Origin of the sequence: Enterobacter sp. Crenshaw, from assembly GCF_024734705.1 — a bacterium.
Classification (GTDB): domain Bacteria; phylum Pseudomonadota; class Gammaproteobacteria; order Enterobacterales; family Enterobacteriaceae; genus Enterobacter; species Enterobacter asburiae_B.
The window spans coordinates 2,142,060-2,158,535 of record NZ_CP102932.1 but is presented as its reverse complement, the minus strand read 5'-3'; the positions used below and the strand labels follow the sequence as shown (position 1 = coordinate 2,158,535).

The 16,476-nt window shown below is 59.2% G+C and carries 14 protein-coding genes; 5 read left to right on the top strand and 9 right to left on the bottom strand.

Annotated elements, in window-relative coordinates; all coding sequences use genetic code 11:
- From paaG to paaA, 7 genes are read right to left on the bottom strand one after another with little or no spacing between them, the layout of a single operon-like run.
- Positions 1-789, bottom strand: coding sequence for a 2-(1,2-epoxy-1,2-dihydrophenyl)acetyl-CoA isomerase PaaG (paaG, locus tag NWV12_RS10375; RefSeq protein WP_094935220.1), 789 nt, complete (start codon positions 787-789; stop codon positions 1-3).
- Positions 789-1,556 carry a 2,3-dehydroadipyl-CoA hydratase PaaF gene (gene paaF, locus NWV12_RS10370; RefSeq protein WP_039262616.1) on the bottom strand — a complete coding sequence of 256 codons (768 nt, stop codon included), beginning with the start codon at positions 1,554-1,556 and terminating at the stop codon, positions 789-791. The genes paaG and paaF overlap by 1 nt, the downstream gene beginning before the upstream one ends.
- On the bottom strand, positions 1,553-2,623 hold the full coding sequence (gene paaE, locus NWV12_RS10365) for a 1,2-phenylacetyl-CoA epoxidase subunit PaaE (RefSeq protein WP_101744547.1): 1,071 nt from the start codon (positions 2,621-2,623) through the stop codon (positions 1,553-1,555). The genes paaF and paaE overlap by 4 nt, the downstream gene beginning before the upstream one ends.
- Positions 2,624-2,630: 7 nt before the next feature.
- Positions 2,631-3,128, bottom strand: coding sequence for a 1,2-phenylacetyl-CoA epoxidase subunit PaaD (gene paaD, locus NWV12_RS10360; RefSeq protein WP_048980795.1), 498 nt, complete (start codon positions 3,126-3,128; stop codon positions 2,631-2,633).
- 11 nt (positions 3,129-3,139) lie between these two features.
- The gene (gene paaC, locus NWV12_RS10355) at positions 3,140-3,886 is read right to left on the bottom strand and encodes a 1,2-phenylacetyl-CoA epoxidase subunit PaaC (RefSeq protein ID WP_048980794.1); all 747 of its coding nucleotides are present in this window, start codon (positions 3,884-3,886) and stop codon (positions 3,140-3,142) included.
- Positions 3,887-3,894: 8 nt separating this feature from the next.
- Entirely contained in the window at positions 3,895-4,182 is a 288-nt protein-coding gene (paaB, locus tag NWV12_RS10350; protein ID WP_033145422.1) for a 1,2-phenylacetyl-CoA epoxidase subunit PaaB, read from the bottom strand.
- Between the two features lie 11 nt (positions 4,183-4,193).
- A complete protein-coding gene (gene paaA, locus NWV12_RS10345; RefSeq protein WP_048980793.1) occupies positions 4,194-5,123 on the bottom strand; it encodes a 1,2-phenylacetyl-CoA epoxidase subunit PaaA in 930 nt (309 codons plus the stop codon).
- Between the two features lie 285 nt (positions 5,124-5,408).
- Between paaA and paaZ the strand changes: the two genes are divergently transcribed.
- The 4 genes from paaZ to NWV12_RS10325 all read left to right on the top strand — a co-directional run bounded on the left by paaZ (position 5,409) and on the right by NWV12_RS10325 (position 13,367).
- Positions 5,409-7,451 carry a phenylacetic acid degradation bifunctional protein PaaZ gene (gene paaZ / locus NWV12_RS10340; RefSeq protein WP_048980792.1) on the top strand — a complete coding sequence of 681 codons (2,043 nt, stop codon included), beginning with the start codon at positions 5,409-5,411 and terminating at the stop codon, positions 7,449-7,451.
- A gap of 317 nt (positions 7,452-7,768) precedes the next feature.
- Entirely contained in the window at positions 7,769-10,045 is a 2,277-nt protein-coding gene (gene tynA, locus NWV12_RS10335; protein ID WP_048980536.1) for a primary-amine oxidase, read from the top strand.
- A gap of 168 nt (positions 10,046-10,213) precedes the next feature.
- Positions 10,214-12,187, top strand: coding sequence for an alkyl/aryl-sulfatase (locus tag NWV12_RS10330; RefSeq protein ID WP_048980533.1), 1,974 nt, complete (start codon positions 10,214-10,216; stop codon positions 12,185-12,187).
- A gap of 73 nt (positions 12,188-12,260) precedes the next feature.
- Entirely contained in the window at positions 12,261-13,367 is a 1,107-nt protein-coding gene (locus tag NWV12_RS10325) for a GGDEF domain-containing protein (RefSeq protein ID WP_048980532.1), read from the top strand.
- A gap of 137 nt (positions 13,368-13,504) precedes the next feature.
- Here NWV12_RS10325 and NWV12_RS10320 read toward each other — a convergent pair whose 3' ends face one another.
- Positions 13,505-15,004: an aldehyde dehydrogenase family protein gene (locus tag NWV12_RS10320; RefSeq protein WP_033145416.1), complete on the bottom strand. Its 1,500-nt coding sequence runs from the start codon at positions 15,002-15,004 to the stop codon at positions 13,505-13,507.
- A 241-nt stretch (positions 15,005-15,245) separates the two neighbouring features.
- On the opposite strand from NWV12_RS10320, the gene feaR reads away from it, so the two are divergent.
- Positions 15,246-16,154, top strand: coding sequence for a transcriptional regulator FeaR (gene feaR, locus NWV12_RS10315; protein ID WP_033145415.1), 909 nt, complete (start codon positions 15,246-15,248; stop codon positions 16,152-16,154).
- Here feaR and NWV12_RS10310 read toward each other — a convergent pair whose 3' ends face one another.
- The gene (locus NWV12_RS10310; protein ID WP_023311566.1) at positions 16,155-16,472 is read right to left on the bottom strand and encodes a YdbL family protein; all 318 of its coding nucleotides are present in this window, start codon (positions 16,470-16,472) and stop codon (positions 16,155-16,157) included.
- Positions 16,473-16,476 lie beyond the last annotated feature (4 nt).

The following is a 16,476-nucleotide window of genomic DNA, read 5'->3' as shown; positions in this document are numbered from 1 at the left end:
TTATTTCCCCGTAAAGTTCGGCGCGCGCTTCGCCAGGAAGGCGCTGACGCCCTCGCGGTAGTCGTCGCTGCGCCCGGCCAGGCGCTGGTAGTCGCGCTCCAGATCGAGCTGGGCGTCCAGGGTGTTGGTTTCCGCGGCATTGATCGCCTGCTTGATCAGCCCCAGCCCGAAGGTCGGTTGAGACGCAAAGTGCAGCGCCATCTGCTGCGCCGTAGCGGAGAGCTGTTCGTCATCCACCACCTGCCAGATCATTCCCCACGCCTGCGCCTGTTCGGCGCTGAGCTTGTCGCCGAGCAGCGCCAGCCCCATAGCGCGGGCGCGTCCGGCCACGCGCGGCAGCAGCCAGGTGCCGCCGCAGTCCGGCACCAGGCCGAGCTTGCTGAAAGCCATCACGAAGTTGGCGGAACGGGCGGCAATGACCATATCGCACCCCAGCGCCAGCGTGGCACCCGCGCCGGCCGCCACGCCGTTAACGGCACAAATGACCGGTTTCGGCAGCTTTGCCAGGCGGCGCACCAGCGGGTTATAGAAGGTTTCAACGGACATCCCCAGATCCGGCGCCGGACCGTTGGGGTCGACGTTGCGGTCGTTCAGATCCTGACCGGCGCAAAACCCGCGTCCCGCCCCGGTGATCAGCAGACAGCGAACGGTGTCATCACGCTCGGCCTGTTTCAGGCACTCGGCAAGCTGCTGGTGCATCACGTCGTTAAAGCTGTTCAGACGCTCCGGACGGTTCAGCGTAATGGTCATTACGCCCTGCTCAACATGACTGAGAATAAATTCCACAATTAGCGTCCTTTAAAGTCGGGGGTGCGTTTTTGTAAGAAGGCGTCGATGCCTTCCCGGCGGTCTTCGGTGGCAGAAAGCAGCGTAAACAGCTGGCGCTCCTGGGCCAGACCGGCCTGGAGCGGCACCTCCTGAGACTGGCGCAGCGCCTGTTTCGCCGCCTGCAGCGCCAGCGGAGAGTGGCGCGCCATCAGCGCCGCCTGCTTCAGGGCATACTCCAGCGTCAGCGCTGGTGGGAAGACGTCGCTCACCAGCCCGGCGCTCAGCGCCTGCTGCGCGGAGATACTCTCTCCGGTCAGCACCATTTTGCTGGCGAGCGATTTACCAACGCTGCGGATAAGACGCTGGGTGCCGCCCGCGCCGGGCATAATGCCCAGCGTAATTTCCGGCAGGCCGAAACGGGCGTTATCGCCAGCAACGATCGCGTCGCACAGCAGCGCCAGCTCGCAGCCTGCGCCCAGCGCGAAGCCGTTCACGGCAGCGATCAGCGGTTTAGGAAAAGCGTTAATCCGCGCCCACAGCTGCGGGCGGATATCGTTCAGCGTGGCGGGCAGGTCTTTCTCCGCCATTTCGTTGAGATCGGCCCCGGCGGCAAAGCAGCGCTCGCTGCCGTAAATCACGCAGACGGCGATGTCGGCATCTGCTGCGGCGTCCTCAAGCTGCTCGGCAATCTGGGTTAACAGCGCGTTATTGAGGGCGTTGCGCGCCGCCGGACGGTTTAGCGTCAGCTGCAGCACGCGGCCATGACGGGTAACAATCAGTTCGCTCATGCCATCCCCTTCGCGTCGAAGTCGACAATCACGTCGGCGGTTAACGGCAGCGACTGGCAGCTCAGCACGTATCCGGCGGCCAGCTCGTCCGGCTCCAGGCTGTAGTTGGTCGCCATGTCCACCTTCCCACGCAGCACTTTGCATTTACAGGTGGCGCACACGCCGCCCTTGCAGGCATACGGGAGATCCGCCCCCTGACGCAGGGCGGCATCCAGGATGCTTTCATCGTCCGCCGTCAGGGTGATTTCTCGGTCGCGCCCGTCCTGGCGCACGGTCACTTTCTGTCCTTCCGCCTGGACATGCACCGCGCGTTTAGCGGTGGTTCCCGGGGTGTTAAAGCGCTCGAGGTGAATGGATTTGTCCGGCATCCCCAGCGCCTTCAGCGTCGCTTCGGCGTCGTCCATCATCGCCGACGGGCCGCAGATAAACGCCTCGTCGTACTGGCGGAAGTTAATCAGGGTTTTCGCCAGCGCCTGCAGCTTTTCCCCGTCGATGCGGCCATAAAGCAGATCGCTGTCCAGCCGCTCCTGGCTGAAGATGGAGACCAGCTGCAGCCGCTGCGTGTACTTGTCCTTCAGGTCCGCCAGCGCCCGGCGGAACATCATGCTCTGGCTGCTGCGGTTGCCGTAGATCAGGGTGAAGTGGCTCTTGGGTTCGGTCGCAAGCGTCGCGGAGATAATCGCCAGCATCGGGGTGATCCCGGAGCCTGCCGCAATCGCCAGATAGTGGCCTTCGCGTTCAGCCCGCGGCTGGTAGCCAAACTGCCCCTGAGGCACCATCACCTCCAGCGCCATACCCGCTTTGATCTCATCCCGGGCATAGCGGGAAAAGCGCCCGCCGTCGATGGCTTTGACCGCCACGCTGATTTCGCCCGGGGCGGTACTCCGGCAGATGGAGTAGCAGCGGCGCAGCTCGTCCCCGCCAAGCTTCGTTTTTAACGTCAGGTGCTGGCCGGGGCGGAAGCGGTAGGCGTCCTGCAAATCGTTTGGCACGGCGAAGGTAATGGTCACCGCGTCGCGGGTTTCGGGTTCCACTTTTGCCACTGTTAATGAATGAAACGTTGTCATGGCAGCCTCAAATGCATTTGAAATAGTCGAAGGGCTCGCGGCAGGTGTTGCAGCGGTAGAGCGCTTTGCAGGCCGTCGAGCCAAATTCACTGATAAGCGAGGTGTCGGTGCTGGCGCAGCGCGGGCAGGTCACCTCCACAGGCGCGTGCGCGTGGCAGCTATGCCCCACGGGCGGGCTGATGCCGTACGCCCGCAGGCGCTCGCGCGCGTCGGCGGTCATCCAGTCGGTGGTCCAGGCGGGCTCAAGCTGGAGCACAATGTGTACCGGGGTAAAGCCGTTCGCGGTCATCGCGTCGCGGATCGCCCCCAGCAGGTGCTCCGTTGCCGGGCAGCCCGAGTAGGTTGGCGTGAAGCCAATGACCCAGCCTTCCCCCTGCGCCTTCACGCTGCGCACCATGCCTAAATCGGTGATGGTTAATACCGGCACTTCCGGATCGGGGATCTGGCTTAACAGCGACCAGATCTGCGGAATTTGCGCAGGCGCAATGTCGACGAGGCGTTGCATAGCGTTCTCCTTTACCACTGCTGACCGGGATACGCGCGCTGGAGGTACTGCATTTCCGCCAGCATCGGGCCCAGATGTTCGGTATGCAGCCCCCTCTTGCCCCCGGTGCGGTACGCCACCTCTGCGGGAACCTGCAGGCAGCCTTCATTGAGACCGGCAAAGACTTCGCTTTCCCACGGCTGGCGCAGGACGCGCGGGTCAACCGCCACGCCGGAGTCAATCAGGGCCAGCTCGACGTCATCGGCTTCAAACAGCTCCGCCGTAAAACGCCACAGGTTGTCGATAGCCTGCTGCATTTTTTGCGCGGACGTTTCGGTCCCGTCGCCCAGACGCACCAGCCAGCCGCGGCTGAAGCGCAGGTGGTAGCGCGCCTCTTTAATCGCTTTGGCGGCGATGGCCGCAAGCTGGCCGTCGCTGCTTTGAGTCAGCCGTTCGTACAGCGCCACGTTCCAGGCATCCATCAGGTACTGGCGGGCAATGGTGTCGGCGAAGCTGCCGTTCGGCTGCTCCACCAGCAGGACGTTGCGGAACTGGCGCTCGTCGCGGCCAAACGCCAGCGTGTCTTCATCGCCCCGGCCTTCCCGCTCCGCGGCATAGGTCAGGAAATTGCGCGCCTGGCCCAGCAGGTCGAGACCGATATTGGCGAGCGCGAGGTCGATTTCCAGCTCTGGCGCGTGGCCGCACCAGGCGCCGAGACGCTGGGAAAGCACCAGACCGTTGTCGCCCAGACGCAGGGCATAGGCAGTCACTGAATTCATTCTTTGCCTCACATATGCTCGATGCCGTCGGGGATGGTGTAGAACGTCGGATGACGGTAAACCTTGCTTTCCGCCGGGTCGAAGAACTCACCGCTCTCTTCCGGCTGGGAGGCGACAATCTCGCTCGCCTTAACCACCCAGACAGAACACCCTTCGCTGCGCCGGGTGTAGGCGTCGCGCGCATTTTCCAGCGCCATGCGATCGTCGGCGGCATGCAGACTGCCCACGTGACGGTGGGATAACCCTTGTTTGCTGCGTACGAACACTTCGTACAGCGGCCAGTAGACGTTGCTCATCGTGATTCCTCTTAAGCCACTTTGCGGGCATGTTGTTTTTCCGCGTGCGCCAGTGCGGCTTCGCGCACCCACGCCCCCTCTTCCCAGGCTTTACGTTTGGCGGCCAGGCGCTCGTAGTTGCAGATGCCGCGCCCGCTAATGACCTCGTCAAACTCATGCCAGTCGATCTCGCCGAAGCGATAATGACCGCTCTCTTCATCAAATCGCAGGTCGGGATCCGGCACCGTCATGCCCAGCATCTCCACCTGCGGCACCGTGTTGTCGACAAAGCGCTGGCGAAGTTCGTCATTGCCGAAGCGTTTGATTTTCCAGGCCAGGCTGCGGGCGCTGTTCGGCGAGTTGTCGTCGTTCGGCCCGAACATCATCAGCGCTGGCCACCAGAAGCGGTTGATGGCGTCCTGCAGCATCTGGCGCTGGGCCTCGCTGCCCTGCGCCAGCGCCATGCAGGCCTCAAAGCCCTGGCGCTGGTGGAAGCTCTCTTCTTTACAGATTTTCACCATCGCGCGGGCATACGGACCGTAGGAGGTCCGGCACAGCGCCACCTGGTTGACGATAGCGGCACCGTCCACCAGCCAGCCGATCACGCCGATATCGGCCCAGCTCAGGGTCGGATAGTTGAAGATGGAGGAGTATTTCATCCTGCCGTCGAGCATTTTCTGGTAGATGTCTTCCCGCGCGCAGCCCAGCGTTTCCGCCGCGCTGTAGAGATAGAGCCCGTGCCCGGCTTCGTCCTGAACTTTCGCCAGCAGGATCGCTTTTCGGCGCAGCGTCGGCGCGCGGGCGATCCAGTTCCCTTCCGGCAGCATGCCGACAATTTCGGAGTGCGCATGCTGACCAATCTGGCGGATCAACGTCTTACGGTAGGCGTCAGGCATCCAGTCCTGAGGCTCAATCGCCGTCTCCTGCGCTATGCGCTGCTCAAACCGTTGTTCTTGCGTCACGTCATCACCTTTATGATTCGTTAGTTTGCAAATTAAGGCGTAATGTTGAATCACTTTGTTTTTTAAAAGTTACACATAGGTTAAATATAACCCCAAGAATTGTTTCCTGGTTTTGTGATGCTGCTCGCAAGGCTTTTGCATCAGGCCTTTCAGAAAGCATCTCCAAGCGATGAGATTCATCCAGCCAGATCACAACGTTAACAATTCATTAAAAACTCAGCTTGATTTTTATGATTCACGATCAAACTATTAATGAGTAAATTACGTAACATTTGGAGATAAGCGATGCAGCAGTTAGCCAGCTTCTTATCCGGTACCTGGCAGTCTGGCCGGGGCCGCGAGCGCACTATTCATCACGCCATCAGTGGCGAAGCCCTGTGGAGCGTGACCAGCGAAGGGCTGGACATGGCGGCCGCCCGTCGCTATGCGATTGAGCGCGGCGGGGAAGCGCTTCACGAGATGACCTTTATCGAACGTGCTGCCATGCTGAAGGCGGTGGCAAAGCACCTGCTGAGCGAGAAAGAGACGTTTTATGCCCTGTCGGCCCAGACCGGGGCGACGAAGGCGGACAGCTGGGTGGATATTGAAGGCGGCATCGGCACCCTCTTCACTTACGCCAGCCTGGGCAGCCGCGAGCTGCCGGATGACACCCTGTGGCCGGAAGACGAGTTAATCCCCCTGTCGAAAGAAGGCGGCTTTGCGGCGCGCCACGTCCTCACCTCCAAATCCGGCGTGGCGGTGCACATCAACGCCTTTAACTTCCCCTGCTGGGGGATGCTGGAAAAGCTGGCGCCGACCTGGCTTGCCGGGATGCCCGCCATCATCAAACCCGCTACCGCTACCGCACAGGTGACGCAGGCGATGGTGAAATCCATCGTCGACAGCGGGCTGGTGCCGGACGGCGCCATCAGCCTGATCTGCGGCGGCGCGGGGGATCTGCTCGACCAGCTCGACAGCCAGGACGTCGTGACCTTTACCGGCTCCGCCAGCACCGGGCAAAGCCTGCGCGTGCACCCGAATATCGTGGCGAATTCGATTCCGTTCACCATGGAGGCCGACTCCCTGAACTGCTGCGTGCTGGGGGAAGACGTTACGCCAGACCAGCCGGAGTTTGCGCTGTTCGTCCGGGAAGTCGTCCGCGAGATGACCGCTAAGGCCGGGCAAAAATGTACGGCCATTCGCCGGATTATCGTCCCGCAAAACCAGATTGACGCGGTGAGCCAGGCGCTGATTGCCCGCCTGGAAAAAGTGGTGGTGGGCGACCCGGCGCAGGAAGGGGTGAAGATGGGGGCGCTGGTCAACGCCGAACAGCGCGCGGACGTGCAGGAGAAGGTGGAGCAACTGATCGCCGCAGGCTGCCAGATCCGTCTGGGCGGCAAAGCGGATTTGCAGGCCGCGGGCGCGTTCTTCCCGCCGACCCTGCTGTTCTGCCCGCAGCCGGATGAAACCCCGGCGGTGCACTCAACCGAAGCCTTCGGCCCGGTTGCGACGCTGATGCCGTATCGCAACGCCCGCCACGCGATGCAGCTTGCCCGCGCGGGCGGCGGCAGCCTGGCCGGTACGCTGGTTACCGCCGATTCGGCCATTGCCCGCCAGTTTATTGCCGGCGCGGCGCGCGCCCACGGGCGCATTCAGATCCTTAACGAGGAATCATCCAAAGAGTCTACCGGCCACGGCTCCCCGCTGCCTCAGCTGGTGCACGGCGGCCCGGGCCGCGCGGGCGGCGGCGAAGAGCTGGGCGGCCTGCGCGCGGTGAAGCACTACCTGCAGCGCACGGCGATTCAGGGCAGCCCGACGATGCTGGCGGCCATTGGCAAACAGTGGGTGCGTGGCGCAGCGGTGCAGGAAGATCGCGTGCATCCGTTCCGCAAATACTTCGAGGAGCTGCAGCCGGGCGACAGCCTGCTGACGCCGCGCCGCACCCTCACGGAAGCCGACATCGTGAACTTTGCCTGCCTGAGCGGGGACCACTTCTACGCCCATATGGACAAGATCGGCGCAGCGGAGTCGATCTTTGGCGAGCGCGTGGTGCACGGCTACTTCCTAATCTCCGCCGCTGCGGGACTGTTTGTTGATGCGGGCATCGGGCCGGTTATTGCCAACTACGGCATGGAAAATCTGCGCTTTATCGAGCCGGTTAAGCCTGGCGATACCATTCAGGTGCGTCTGACCTGCAAACGTAAAACGCTGAAGAAACAGCGTACCGCCGAGGAAAAACCAACCGGCGTGGTGGAGTGGGCGGTTGAGATCTTCAACCAGCACCAGCAGGCCGTGGCGCTCTACTCCATCCTGACGCTGGTGGCGCGCCAGCAGGGCGATTTCAGCTAACGTCCCTCACCCTGACCCTCTCCCCAAAGGGGAGAGGGGATTGTTCTGCACGCGCATGTGATGTATCCCTGCTCTTTTTTTAACCTGGCAAGGCTGACAAATAATCTGGCAGATGCAGGCAAACGCTTTTCTCAGGCGCCTGTCAGGATAAGGCTGTCACAACACAATATCCCCTAAATAATTCGAGTTGCAGGAAGGCGGCAAGGGAACGAATCCCCGAGAGCGTACATAAGTACGTGACTGGGGTGAGTGAGTGCAGCCAACGCACCTGCAACTTGAAGTATGACGGGTATAAACACAACAAGATGAGGTCTACGATGGGAAGCAATTCTTCTTTTTCTGCCCGTAGAACGGCGCTGGCCATGGCCGTTGCGCTGTGTTGCGCGTGGCAATCCCCTGTTTTCGCCCACGGCAGTGAGGCGCATATGGTCCCGATGGACAAAACGCTGCAGGACTTTGGCGCGGACGTTCAGTGGGATGATTACGCACAGATGTTCACCATTGCGAAAGACGGTGCCTTTGTGAAGGTCAAACCGGGCGCAAAAACCGCCATCGTCAACGGTAAAACCCTCAGGCTTGAAGTGCCGGTGGTGATGAAAGGCAAGAAAGCCTTTATTTCCGATACCTTCATCAACGACGTTTTCCAGTCCGGCCTTGACCAGACCTTCCAGGTTGAAAAACGCCCTCACCCGTTAAACGCGCTAACGGCGGACGAAATTAAGCAGGCCGTTGAGATTGTGAAAGCCTCGGCGGACTTTAAGCCGAATACCCGCTTTACCCAGATCGCCCTGGAAGAGCCTGAGAAAGCCAAAGTGTGGGACTTTGTGCTTAACGGTACGGCAGTGGATGCCCCGCGTCAGGCGAAGATCGTCATGCTTGATGGCAAGCACGTTATCGAAAGCGTAGTGGACCTGAAGGATAAAAAAATTCTGCGCTGGGAACCGGTAAAAGACGCGCACGGCATGGTGCTGCTGGATGATTTCACCGCGGTTCAGCAGATCATCAACGAAAGTACCGAGTTCGCCGAGGTGCTTAAAAAACACGGCATCACCGACCCGAAAAAAGTGATTACCACGCCGCTGACCGTCGGCTATTTCGACGGTAAAGACGGCCTGAAGCAGGAAGATCGCCTGCTGAAGGTGGTGAGCTATCTGGACGTGGGCGACGGCAATTATTGGGCGCACCCGATTGAAAACCTGGTCGCGGTTGTCGATCTTGAGCAGAAAAAGATCCAGAAGATTGAAGAAGGTGCCGTTGTTCCGGTTCCCATGACCCCGCGTCCCTATGATGGCCGCGACCGCGTTGAAACGCCGAAAAAACCGCTCAACATCACTGAGCCGGAAGGCAAGAACTACACCATCACCGGCGATATGGTGCACTGGCAGAACTGGGATTTCCATCTGAGCCTGGACTCCCGCGTCGGTCCGATGATTTCAACCGTCACCTATAACGACAACGGCAAAAAGCGCCAGGTGATGTATCAGGGGTCACTCGGCGGCATGATCGTCCCTTATGGCGATCCGGACGTGGGCTGGTACTTTAAAGCCTACCTCGACTCCGGCGACTACGGTATGGGCACCCTGACCTCACCGCTGGTGCGCGGTAAAGACGTGCCGTCCAACGCCGTGATGCTCAATGAAACTATCCCGGATTACACCGGCGCGCCGATGGAGATCCCGCGCGCGATCGCCATTTTCGAACGCTACGCCGGGCCGGAATACAAACATCAGGAGATGGGCCAGCCGAACGTCAGCACCGAGCGCCGCGAGCTGGTGGTGCGCTGGGTGAGTACCGTGGGCAACTACGATTACATCTTCGACTGGGTATTCCATGAAAATGGCACCATCGGCATTGATGCCGGCGCGACGGGTATCGAAGCGGTGAAAGGCGTTCAGGCGAAAACCATGCACGACGCCACCGCCAAAGACGACACCAAATACGGCACGCTGATCGACCATAACATCGTCGGCACCACGCACCAGCACATCTACAACTTCCGTCTTGATATGGACGTGGACGGCATCAACAACAAGCTGGTGGCGATGGATCCAGAAGTGAAGCCGAATACCGCCGGGGGCCCGCGGACCAGCACCATGCAGATCAATCAGTATGATATTGATACCGAGCAGCAGGCGGCGCAGAAGTTCGATCCGGGCACCATTCGACTGCTGAGCAACACCAGTAAAGAGAACCGCATGGGCAACCCGGTCTCGTACCAGATTATCCCTTACGCGGGCGGTACGCACCCGGTGGCGACCGGCGCGAAATTTGCCCCGGACGAGTGGATTTACCATCGCCTGAGCTTTATGGACAAACAGCTGTGGGTAACCCGTTACCATCCGGATGAGCTCTACCCGGAAGGGAAATTCCCGAACCGCTCCGTACACGACACGGGCCTGGGGCAGTACAGCAAGGATAACGAGTCGCTCAACGATCGGGATGACGTGGTCTGGATGACCACCGGCACCACCCACGTCGCCCGCGCGGAGGAGTGGCCGATTATGCCGACGGAATGGGTGCATACCCTGCTTAAACCGTGGAACTTCTTCGACGAGACGCCAACGCTCGGGAAAAAGAAAGACGAAAAGAAATAAATAACGTACCGGGCGCAATGCCCGGTTTTTCATCCATTTACTTGCTGAATACCACTCCCCGATTATAGTTATTTCTACCTCATATATTTCCATTGCATTTCTTGAATCACTTTTAGCCAGGACGCGAATTTTCCACAAGCGACGTAATACATCACTGAGAGGTTTAGGATGAAATTCAATTTGATCGTCAGGAGTCTTGCTCTGGCTGGACTTGTTATTTCCGCCAGTTCCGCGTATGCCGCAGACGCCCCGAAGGATGCCACGACTGCAACGCAACAAGCCAATAACGCCCTGTTTAATCAGCTTCCTTTCTCCGACAACACCGATTTTACGAACGCCCATAAAGGCTTTATTGCACCGATTCCTCAGGAAATTATCAAAGGGGAACAAGGGAATGTCATCTGGGATCCACAGCAATATTCATTTATTAAAGAAGGCGATAAAGCACCGGACTCCGTTAATCCCAGCTTATGGCGTCAATCTCAGCTGATTAATATCAGCGGCCTGTTTGAAGTGACCGATGGCGTATATCAGATCCGAAATCTTGACCTGTCAAATATGACCATCATTGAAGGGAAAGAGGGTGTTACCGTGGTTGACCCGCTGGTGTCGGCAGAAACGGCGAAGGTCGGGATGGATCTCTATTTTAAAAATCGCGGCAAGAAGCCTGTCGTCGCCGTTATTTATACCCACAGCCACGTTGACCACTATGGCGGCGTGCGCGGCGTGGTGGATGAAGCCGACGTGAAATCCGGCAAAGTGAAGGTCTACGCGCCAGCCGGGTTTATGGAAGCGGCCGTTGCCGAGAATATCATGGCGGGCAACGTGATGAGCCGCCGCGCCAGCTATATGTATGGCAACCTGCTGAAGCCCGATGCCAAAGGCCAGGTGGGCGCGGGCCTGGGTACGACCACCTCCGCCGGAACGGTGACGCTGATTGCCCCGACCAATATCATTGAGAAAGACGGGCAAAAAGAGGTTATCGACGGCCTGACCTATGATTTTATGCTCGCACCGGGATCCGAAGCGCCATCGGAAATGCTCTGGTATATCGAAGAGAAAAAACTGATTGAATCCGCTGAGGACGTGACCCATACCCTGCACAACACCTACTCGCTGCGCGGGGCCAAAATCCGCGAGCCGCTGCCGTGGTCGAAGTACATCAACCAGGCGATTGTGCGCTGGGGTGACAAAGCTGAAATCATCATGGCGCAGCACCACTGGCCGACCTGGGGCAACGAAAACGTCGTCAAGCTGCTGAAAAGCCAGCGCGATCTCTATCGTTACATCAACGACCAGACGCTGCGTATGGCGAACGAAGGGCTGACGCGCGACGAAATCGCAGCGAACTTCAAGCTCCCGGATTCACTGGCGCATACCTGGGCCAACCGCGGCTATTACGGTTCGGTGAGCCATGACGTAAAAGCCACCTATGTGCTGTATCTGGGCTGGTTTGACGGCAACCCGGCGACGCTGGATGAACTGCCGCCTGAAGAAGGCGCGAAGAAATTCGTGGAGTATATGGGCGGCGCGGATGCCATCCTGAGCAAGGCGAAAACCGACTTCGACCAGGGGAACTACCGCTGGGTGGCTCAGGTGGTGAGCAAAGTGGTCTTTGCCGATCCGAACAACCAGGCGGCACGCAACCTGGAAGCGGATGCGCTGGAACAGCTTGGCTACCAGGCTGAATCCGGTCCGTGGCGTAACTTCTACCTGACCGGTGCGCAGGAGCTGCGTAACGGCGTGGTGAAAGGGCCAACGCCGAATACCGCCAGCCCGGATACGGTGCGCGCAATGACGCCAGAGATGTTCTTTGACTATCTGGCTGTCCATATCAACGGACAAAAAGCGGGTGACGCCAAATCGGTGTTTAACATCGATCTGGGCAGCGATGGCGGGAAGTACAAACTCGAGCTGGAAAACGGCGTGCTGAACCACACGGCGAACGCGGAAGCAAAAGAGGCGGACGCGACGCTGACGCTTAACCGTGACACCCTGAATAAAATCATCCTCAAGGAGGTGACGCTGAAACAGGCCCAGGACAGCGGAAATATTAAAATTACTGGCGACAGCGCGAAACTTGATGCCATGCTTAGCTATATGGACAAGTTTGATTTCTGGTTTAACATTGTGACACCGTAACGGTGCACGCAAAAGGGCGGTTCGTCCGCCCTTTCCTGCTTCACGTGTTAGCCAGAAAGGGTAAAAAGCGTCAATGGAAAAAAGAAAAAAACCGACACTTGAACGGGCAACCTGGCCAACGCGCCATGCTATGGTTATGCACGGGCTGGCGATGAACCTGCCGTGGCTGGCCTTCGTGAATATCAGCTTCGCGGTGATGATTCTGCTGCGACACGTTTTGCTTAATACCAGTGATCCCCTGTATCCCCATTCGCCGCAGCTGACGAGAATAGTTGATGCCTCCATGCTCGGCATTATCATCCTCTCCGCTGCGCTGATCCTGATGGCCTGGCGGCGCATCGCCGGCATCAGCGTGGTATTGTTTATCTGCAGCTCCATCTGGTCGGTCTCCTGCTTCTGGTTTATCACCCAGCTGCTGCTCCCGCACGTCTGGCCGCTGTGCGTCATTTTATTACTCGCCGGCTTAACGGCGCTCTATTTTTATCCTGAAGGGCTACTCGCCTTTGTGCTCCCGCTCTGGATCACCCTGCCGGTAGCAAGCTGGATACGGAACGATGGCCTCAACCTTCACTTCATTGTTATCTGGAGCGTCTTTACGCTGATTCTGATTTGCGGACGTTTCATCCTGCTGAGCTGGTTTGACGAGGCCTGGCGACGTAACCAGCAAAATCAGCTATTGATCTCCAGGCTGGATGCGCTGGCGCATCAGGATCCGTTAACCAAAACCGCCAATCGCCGGAAAATGGAAGTGGTGCTGGAGAACGCGGTTGAGCAGAAAAAAACCTTCTCGGTGATTATGCTGGATATCGACTATTTCAAACGCTACAACGACACCTACGGGCACCAGGCGGGTGACGACTGCCTGACCCGCGTGGCGCGGGTGCTGAAGCAGTCGGTGCGCACGCCTGACGATGTGGTGTCACGGTACGGCGGCGAGGAGTTTGTGGTGATCCTGTTTAACTGTCCGGAAAACATTGCGGAAAAGGTGGCCTTACGCATTCAGGACGGCCTGCGTACAGAAGCTATACCGCACAGTGCGTCAACCGTTAGCGATCGTGTCACCGTGAGCATGGGGATTGCGAGCATGGCGGAGGGGTTAGCAGGCACCGAGATCATCGCCCGCGCCGATGCGGCGCTGTATCGGGCGAAGGAGGCCGGGCGGGATCGGTGGTCGCTGTAAACATGTCGGGTGGCGGCTACGCCTTACCCGGCCTACAAAATTCGCCCGGTGCAGCCTGATGCCCTCACCCTGACCCTCTCCCACGGGAGAGGGAATAAACACTAAAAAGGCAACCTCCAGGTTGCCTTTTGCTTTTACTAGTAGCGCACGCACACCGATTTGGTTTCACACCAGCCGTCCAGCCAGTCCGGACCAAAGTCACGTCCGGTGCCGGACTGCTTCATGCCGCCGAACGGCAGGTTGGCGTCAATCAGCGTATGGCTGTTCACCCAGACGGTGCCCGCCTGCAGCCGGTCGGTATATTCCAGCGCCTTGCTGATATTCTGCGTCCAGACGCTGGCCGTCAGGCCATACTCGCTGTCGTTTGCCAGCTGGAGCGCCTCTTCCCCGTCGGCGACGCGTACCAGATTGACCACCGGGCCAAACACCTCTTCGCGGGTCAGGCGCAGTGAGGCATCCGGGTTCACCACCAGCGTAGGCGAAACGTAATAGCCTTTGCCTTCCGGCCCCCGGTTACCGACGATCAGCTCCGCGTTGCGCGACTTCGCTTCATCAAGGAAGGTCTGCACCTTGTCGCAGTGCGCGCGCGACACCAGCGGGTTGATAAACGCTTCCGGCGACATGCCCGGCCCGACGCTGAGGGATTTCACCGCCTGCTCAAACCCGCTGACCAGCGTGTCAAACAGCGGCGCTTCAATATAGATGCGCGAGCTCGCCGCGCACACCTGCCCCTGGTTCAGGAAGCTGCCGGTCATCAGGCCTTCGATCACCCACGCCGGGTCCGCGTCTTTCAGTACGATAGCCGGGTTTTTCCCGCCCAGTTCCAGAGTCACCCCGGTTAGCGTATCCGCCGCCGCGCGGGCAATTTGCTTACCCGTCGCCGTTGAGCCGGTAAAGCTCACCTTTGCAATATGCGGATGCGAGGTCAGCGCTGCGCCGCACACCGCGCCGCTCCCGGTCACCACGTTGAACACCCCGTCCGGAATGCCCGCTTCACTGGCCAGTTCCGCCACGCGCAGCATGGTCAGCGGCGTGGTCTCTGACGGCTTGATGACAATAGAGCAGCCCGCGGCAAGCGCAGGCATCACTTTCCACATCCCGATCATCAGCGGGAAGTTCCAGGGCACAATCCCGGCCACCACGCCAACCGGCTCCTTACGCGTCCACGCCTGATAGCGGGCGCCCTGCGGCAGCGGGATGGAAAGGTCGAGAGTCTTACCCGAAATTTTGGTGGTCAGCCCGGCGGTATAGCGCATCCAGTTCAGGGTGCAGCCGACTTCAAACATGCGGGAAATGTTGATGGATTTGCCCTGCTCCAGCGTTTCAAGCTGGGCCAGCTCCTCGCTGTGCTGTTCGACCAGATCGGCGAAATGAAGCAGGATCCGCTCGCGCTCCGCCGGCAGTTTTCCGGCCCAGCTGCGGGCGACAAACGCGCGCCAGCCGGACATGACGGCACGATCAACGTCATCGACGCTGGCATCGGCAGTCGAGGCAATGACCTCGCCCGTGGCCGGGTTGAAGACGTTCAGCCGTTTTTCACTGTCCGACGCGGCCTGACGCCCTTCAATCCACAGGCCATGCTGTCGGTCTAAAAATTGTTGTACGGCAGGCTGAATGGCCACCTGTGATTCAGACATAGGATACTCCTTCGTTATTCTTCGCAGGGTGTCCATCCAGTCTAAGTGGGGTTTTGCGTTCTCGCTTTTGTCTCTGTGACATTCGCTTTGCCACCTGTGACAGGCTCCGCAAATCGCGATAATTGCCGCTTATATCGCTGTTACCGGTGAGTGTTCTTTCCTATAGTCAGCCTCATAGCTCTGACAAAATGCAACATAAATGCAACAATGCGAAAACGTTGACGGTGCAGTGAGAGAAACGATGGCGTGTGCAAGCGAGCAGGAACAGTATCAGCAGTGGCTGGCGCAAATTAACCAGGTTTGCGGGCGTTTTAACGCGCAGCCCACCGGGGGGAAATTCTTCGGCGAGCTGGAGACCAGCTATGCGCGCAGCCTGAAGCTCAGCACCGTGACCGCAGGCGGCGTCAACCTGTTCCGCTCCCGTCAGGAGATCGCTCAGAGTAATGATGCCTGGTTCTATACCGTGTTCCAGCTCGAAGGCAGCGCGGAAATTGAGCAGGATGACCGTCGCGCGCTGCTCAGAACCGGTGATATCACGCTGATTGACGCGTCGCGTCCCTGCTCGATCAACTGGCGGGAAAAATCCCGCCAGATTTCGCTGCTGGTTCCCCGTCAGATTATTGAGCAGCAGTGTCGCTTCCAGGAAATAAGCTGCGCGACCGCCCTTTCCCGCACCTTGCCCACGGTACAGCTGAGCCATCGCCTGCTGATGGAGAGCATGAGCAATGCAGACCTGAGTGACCGTGAAAGCGAAGCGGCGCTCGAGGCGATGATCTGCCTGCTGCGCCCCGCTTTCCAGCAGCGTGAAATCATTCAGCCGCGTAAGGAGCGCCAGTTCCAGCATGTGGTGGCGCTGATTGACGACCATATTCAGTCGGAATCGCTGCGCCCGGAATGGATTGCCGCCGAGAGCGGCATGTCCGTGCGCAGCCTTTACCGCATGTTTGCCGAGAAGGGGTTGGTGGTGGCGCAGTACATCAAAAACCGTCGTCTGGATCTCTGCGCGCAGGCACTGCAATCTACCGGTGATGATGAAAAGCTGGCGGGCATTGGCTACAGCTGGGGTTTTACCGACCATAGCCATTTTTCAACGGCGTTTAAGCAGCGTTTTGGCGTCTCGCCAGGTGAATACCGCAGGCGCTACCGCTAACTACTTTTTGAGCCATTTTCCGTTAATGCCCTTCACGTACTCGCCCGGCTGCGCGCGGGCAACCAGTTTCTGACCGGCCATTTTAGCCACTTCATCGACCGGCAAATTATTGCTGTCGGCCAGCTTCTGGTAGTTTTCCGCGCGCGCCGCATTGATACGATTGACCAGCGCCAGCGTTTCCGCGTCCTGTTGAATCGGGGCAAGATAGCCGCTGAGGGTTTCCCCCACGCGCCCCTGCGCCCGGGCATCGTTTAATGTCAGCGCAGCCGCCTGCACGTTCATCCCCAGCGCCAGTAAAATCAGAGCTAATCGTTTCATGGCA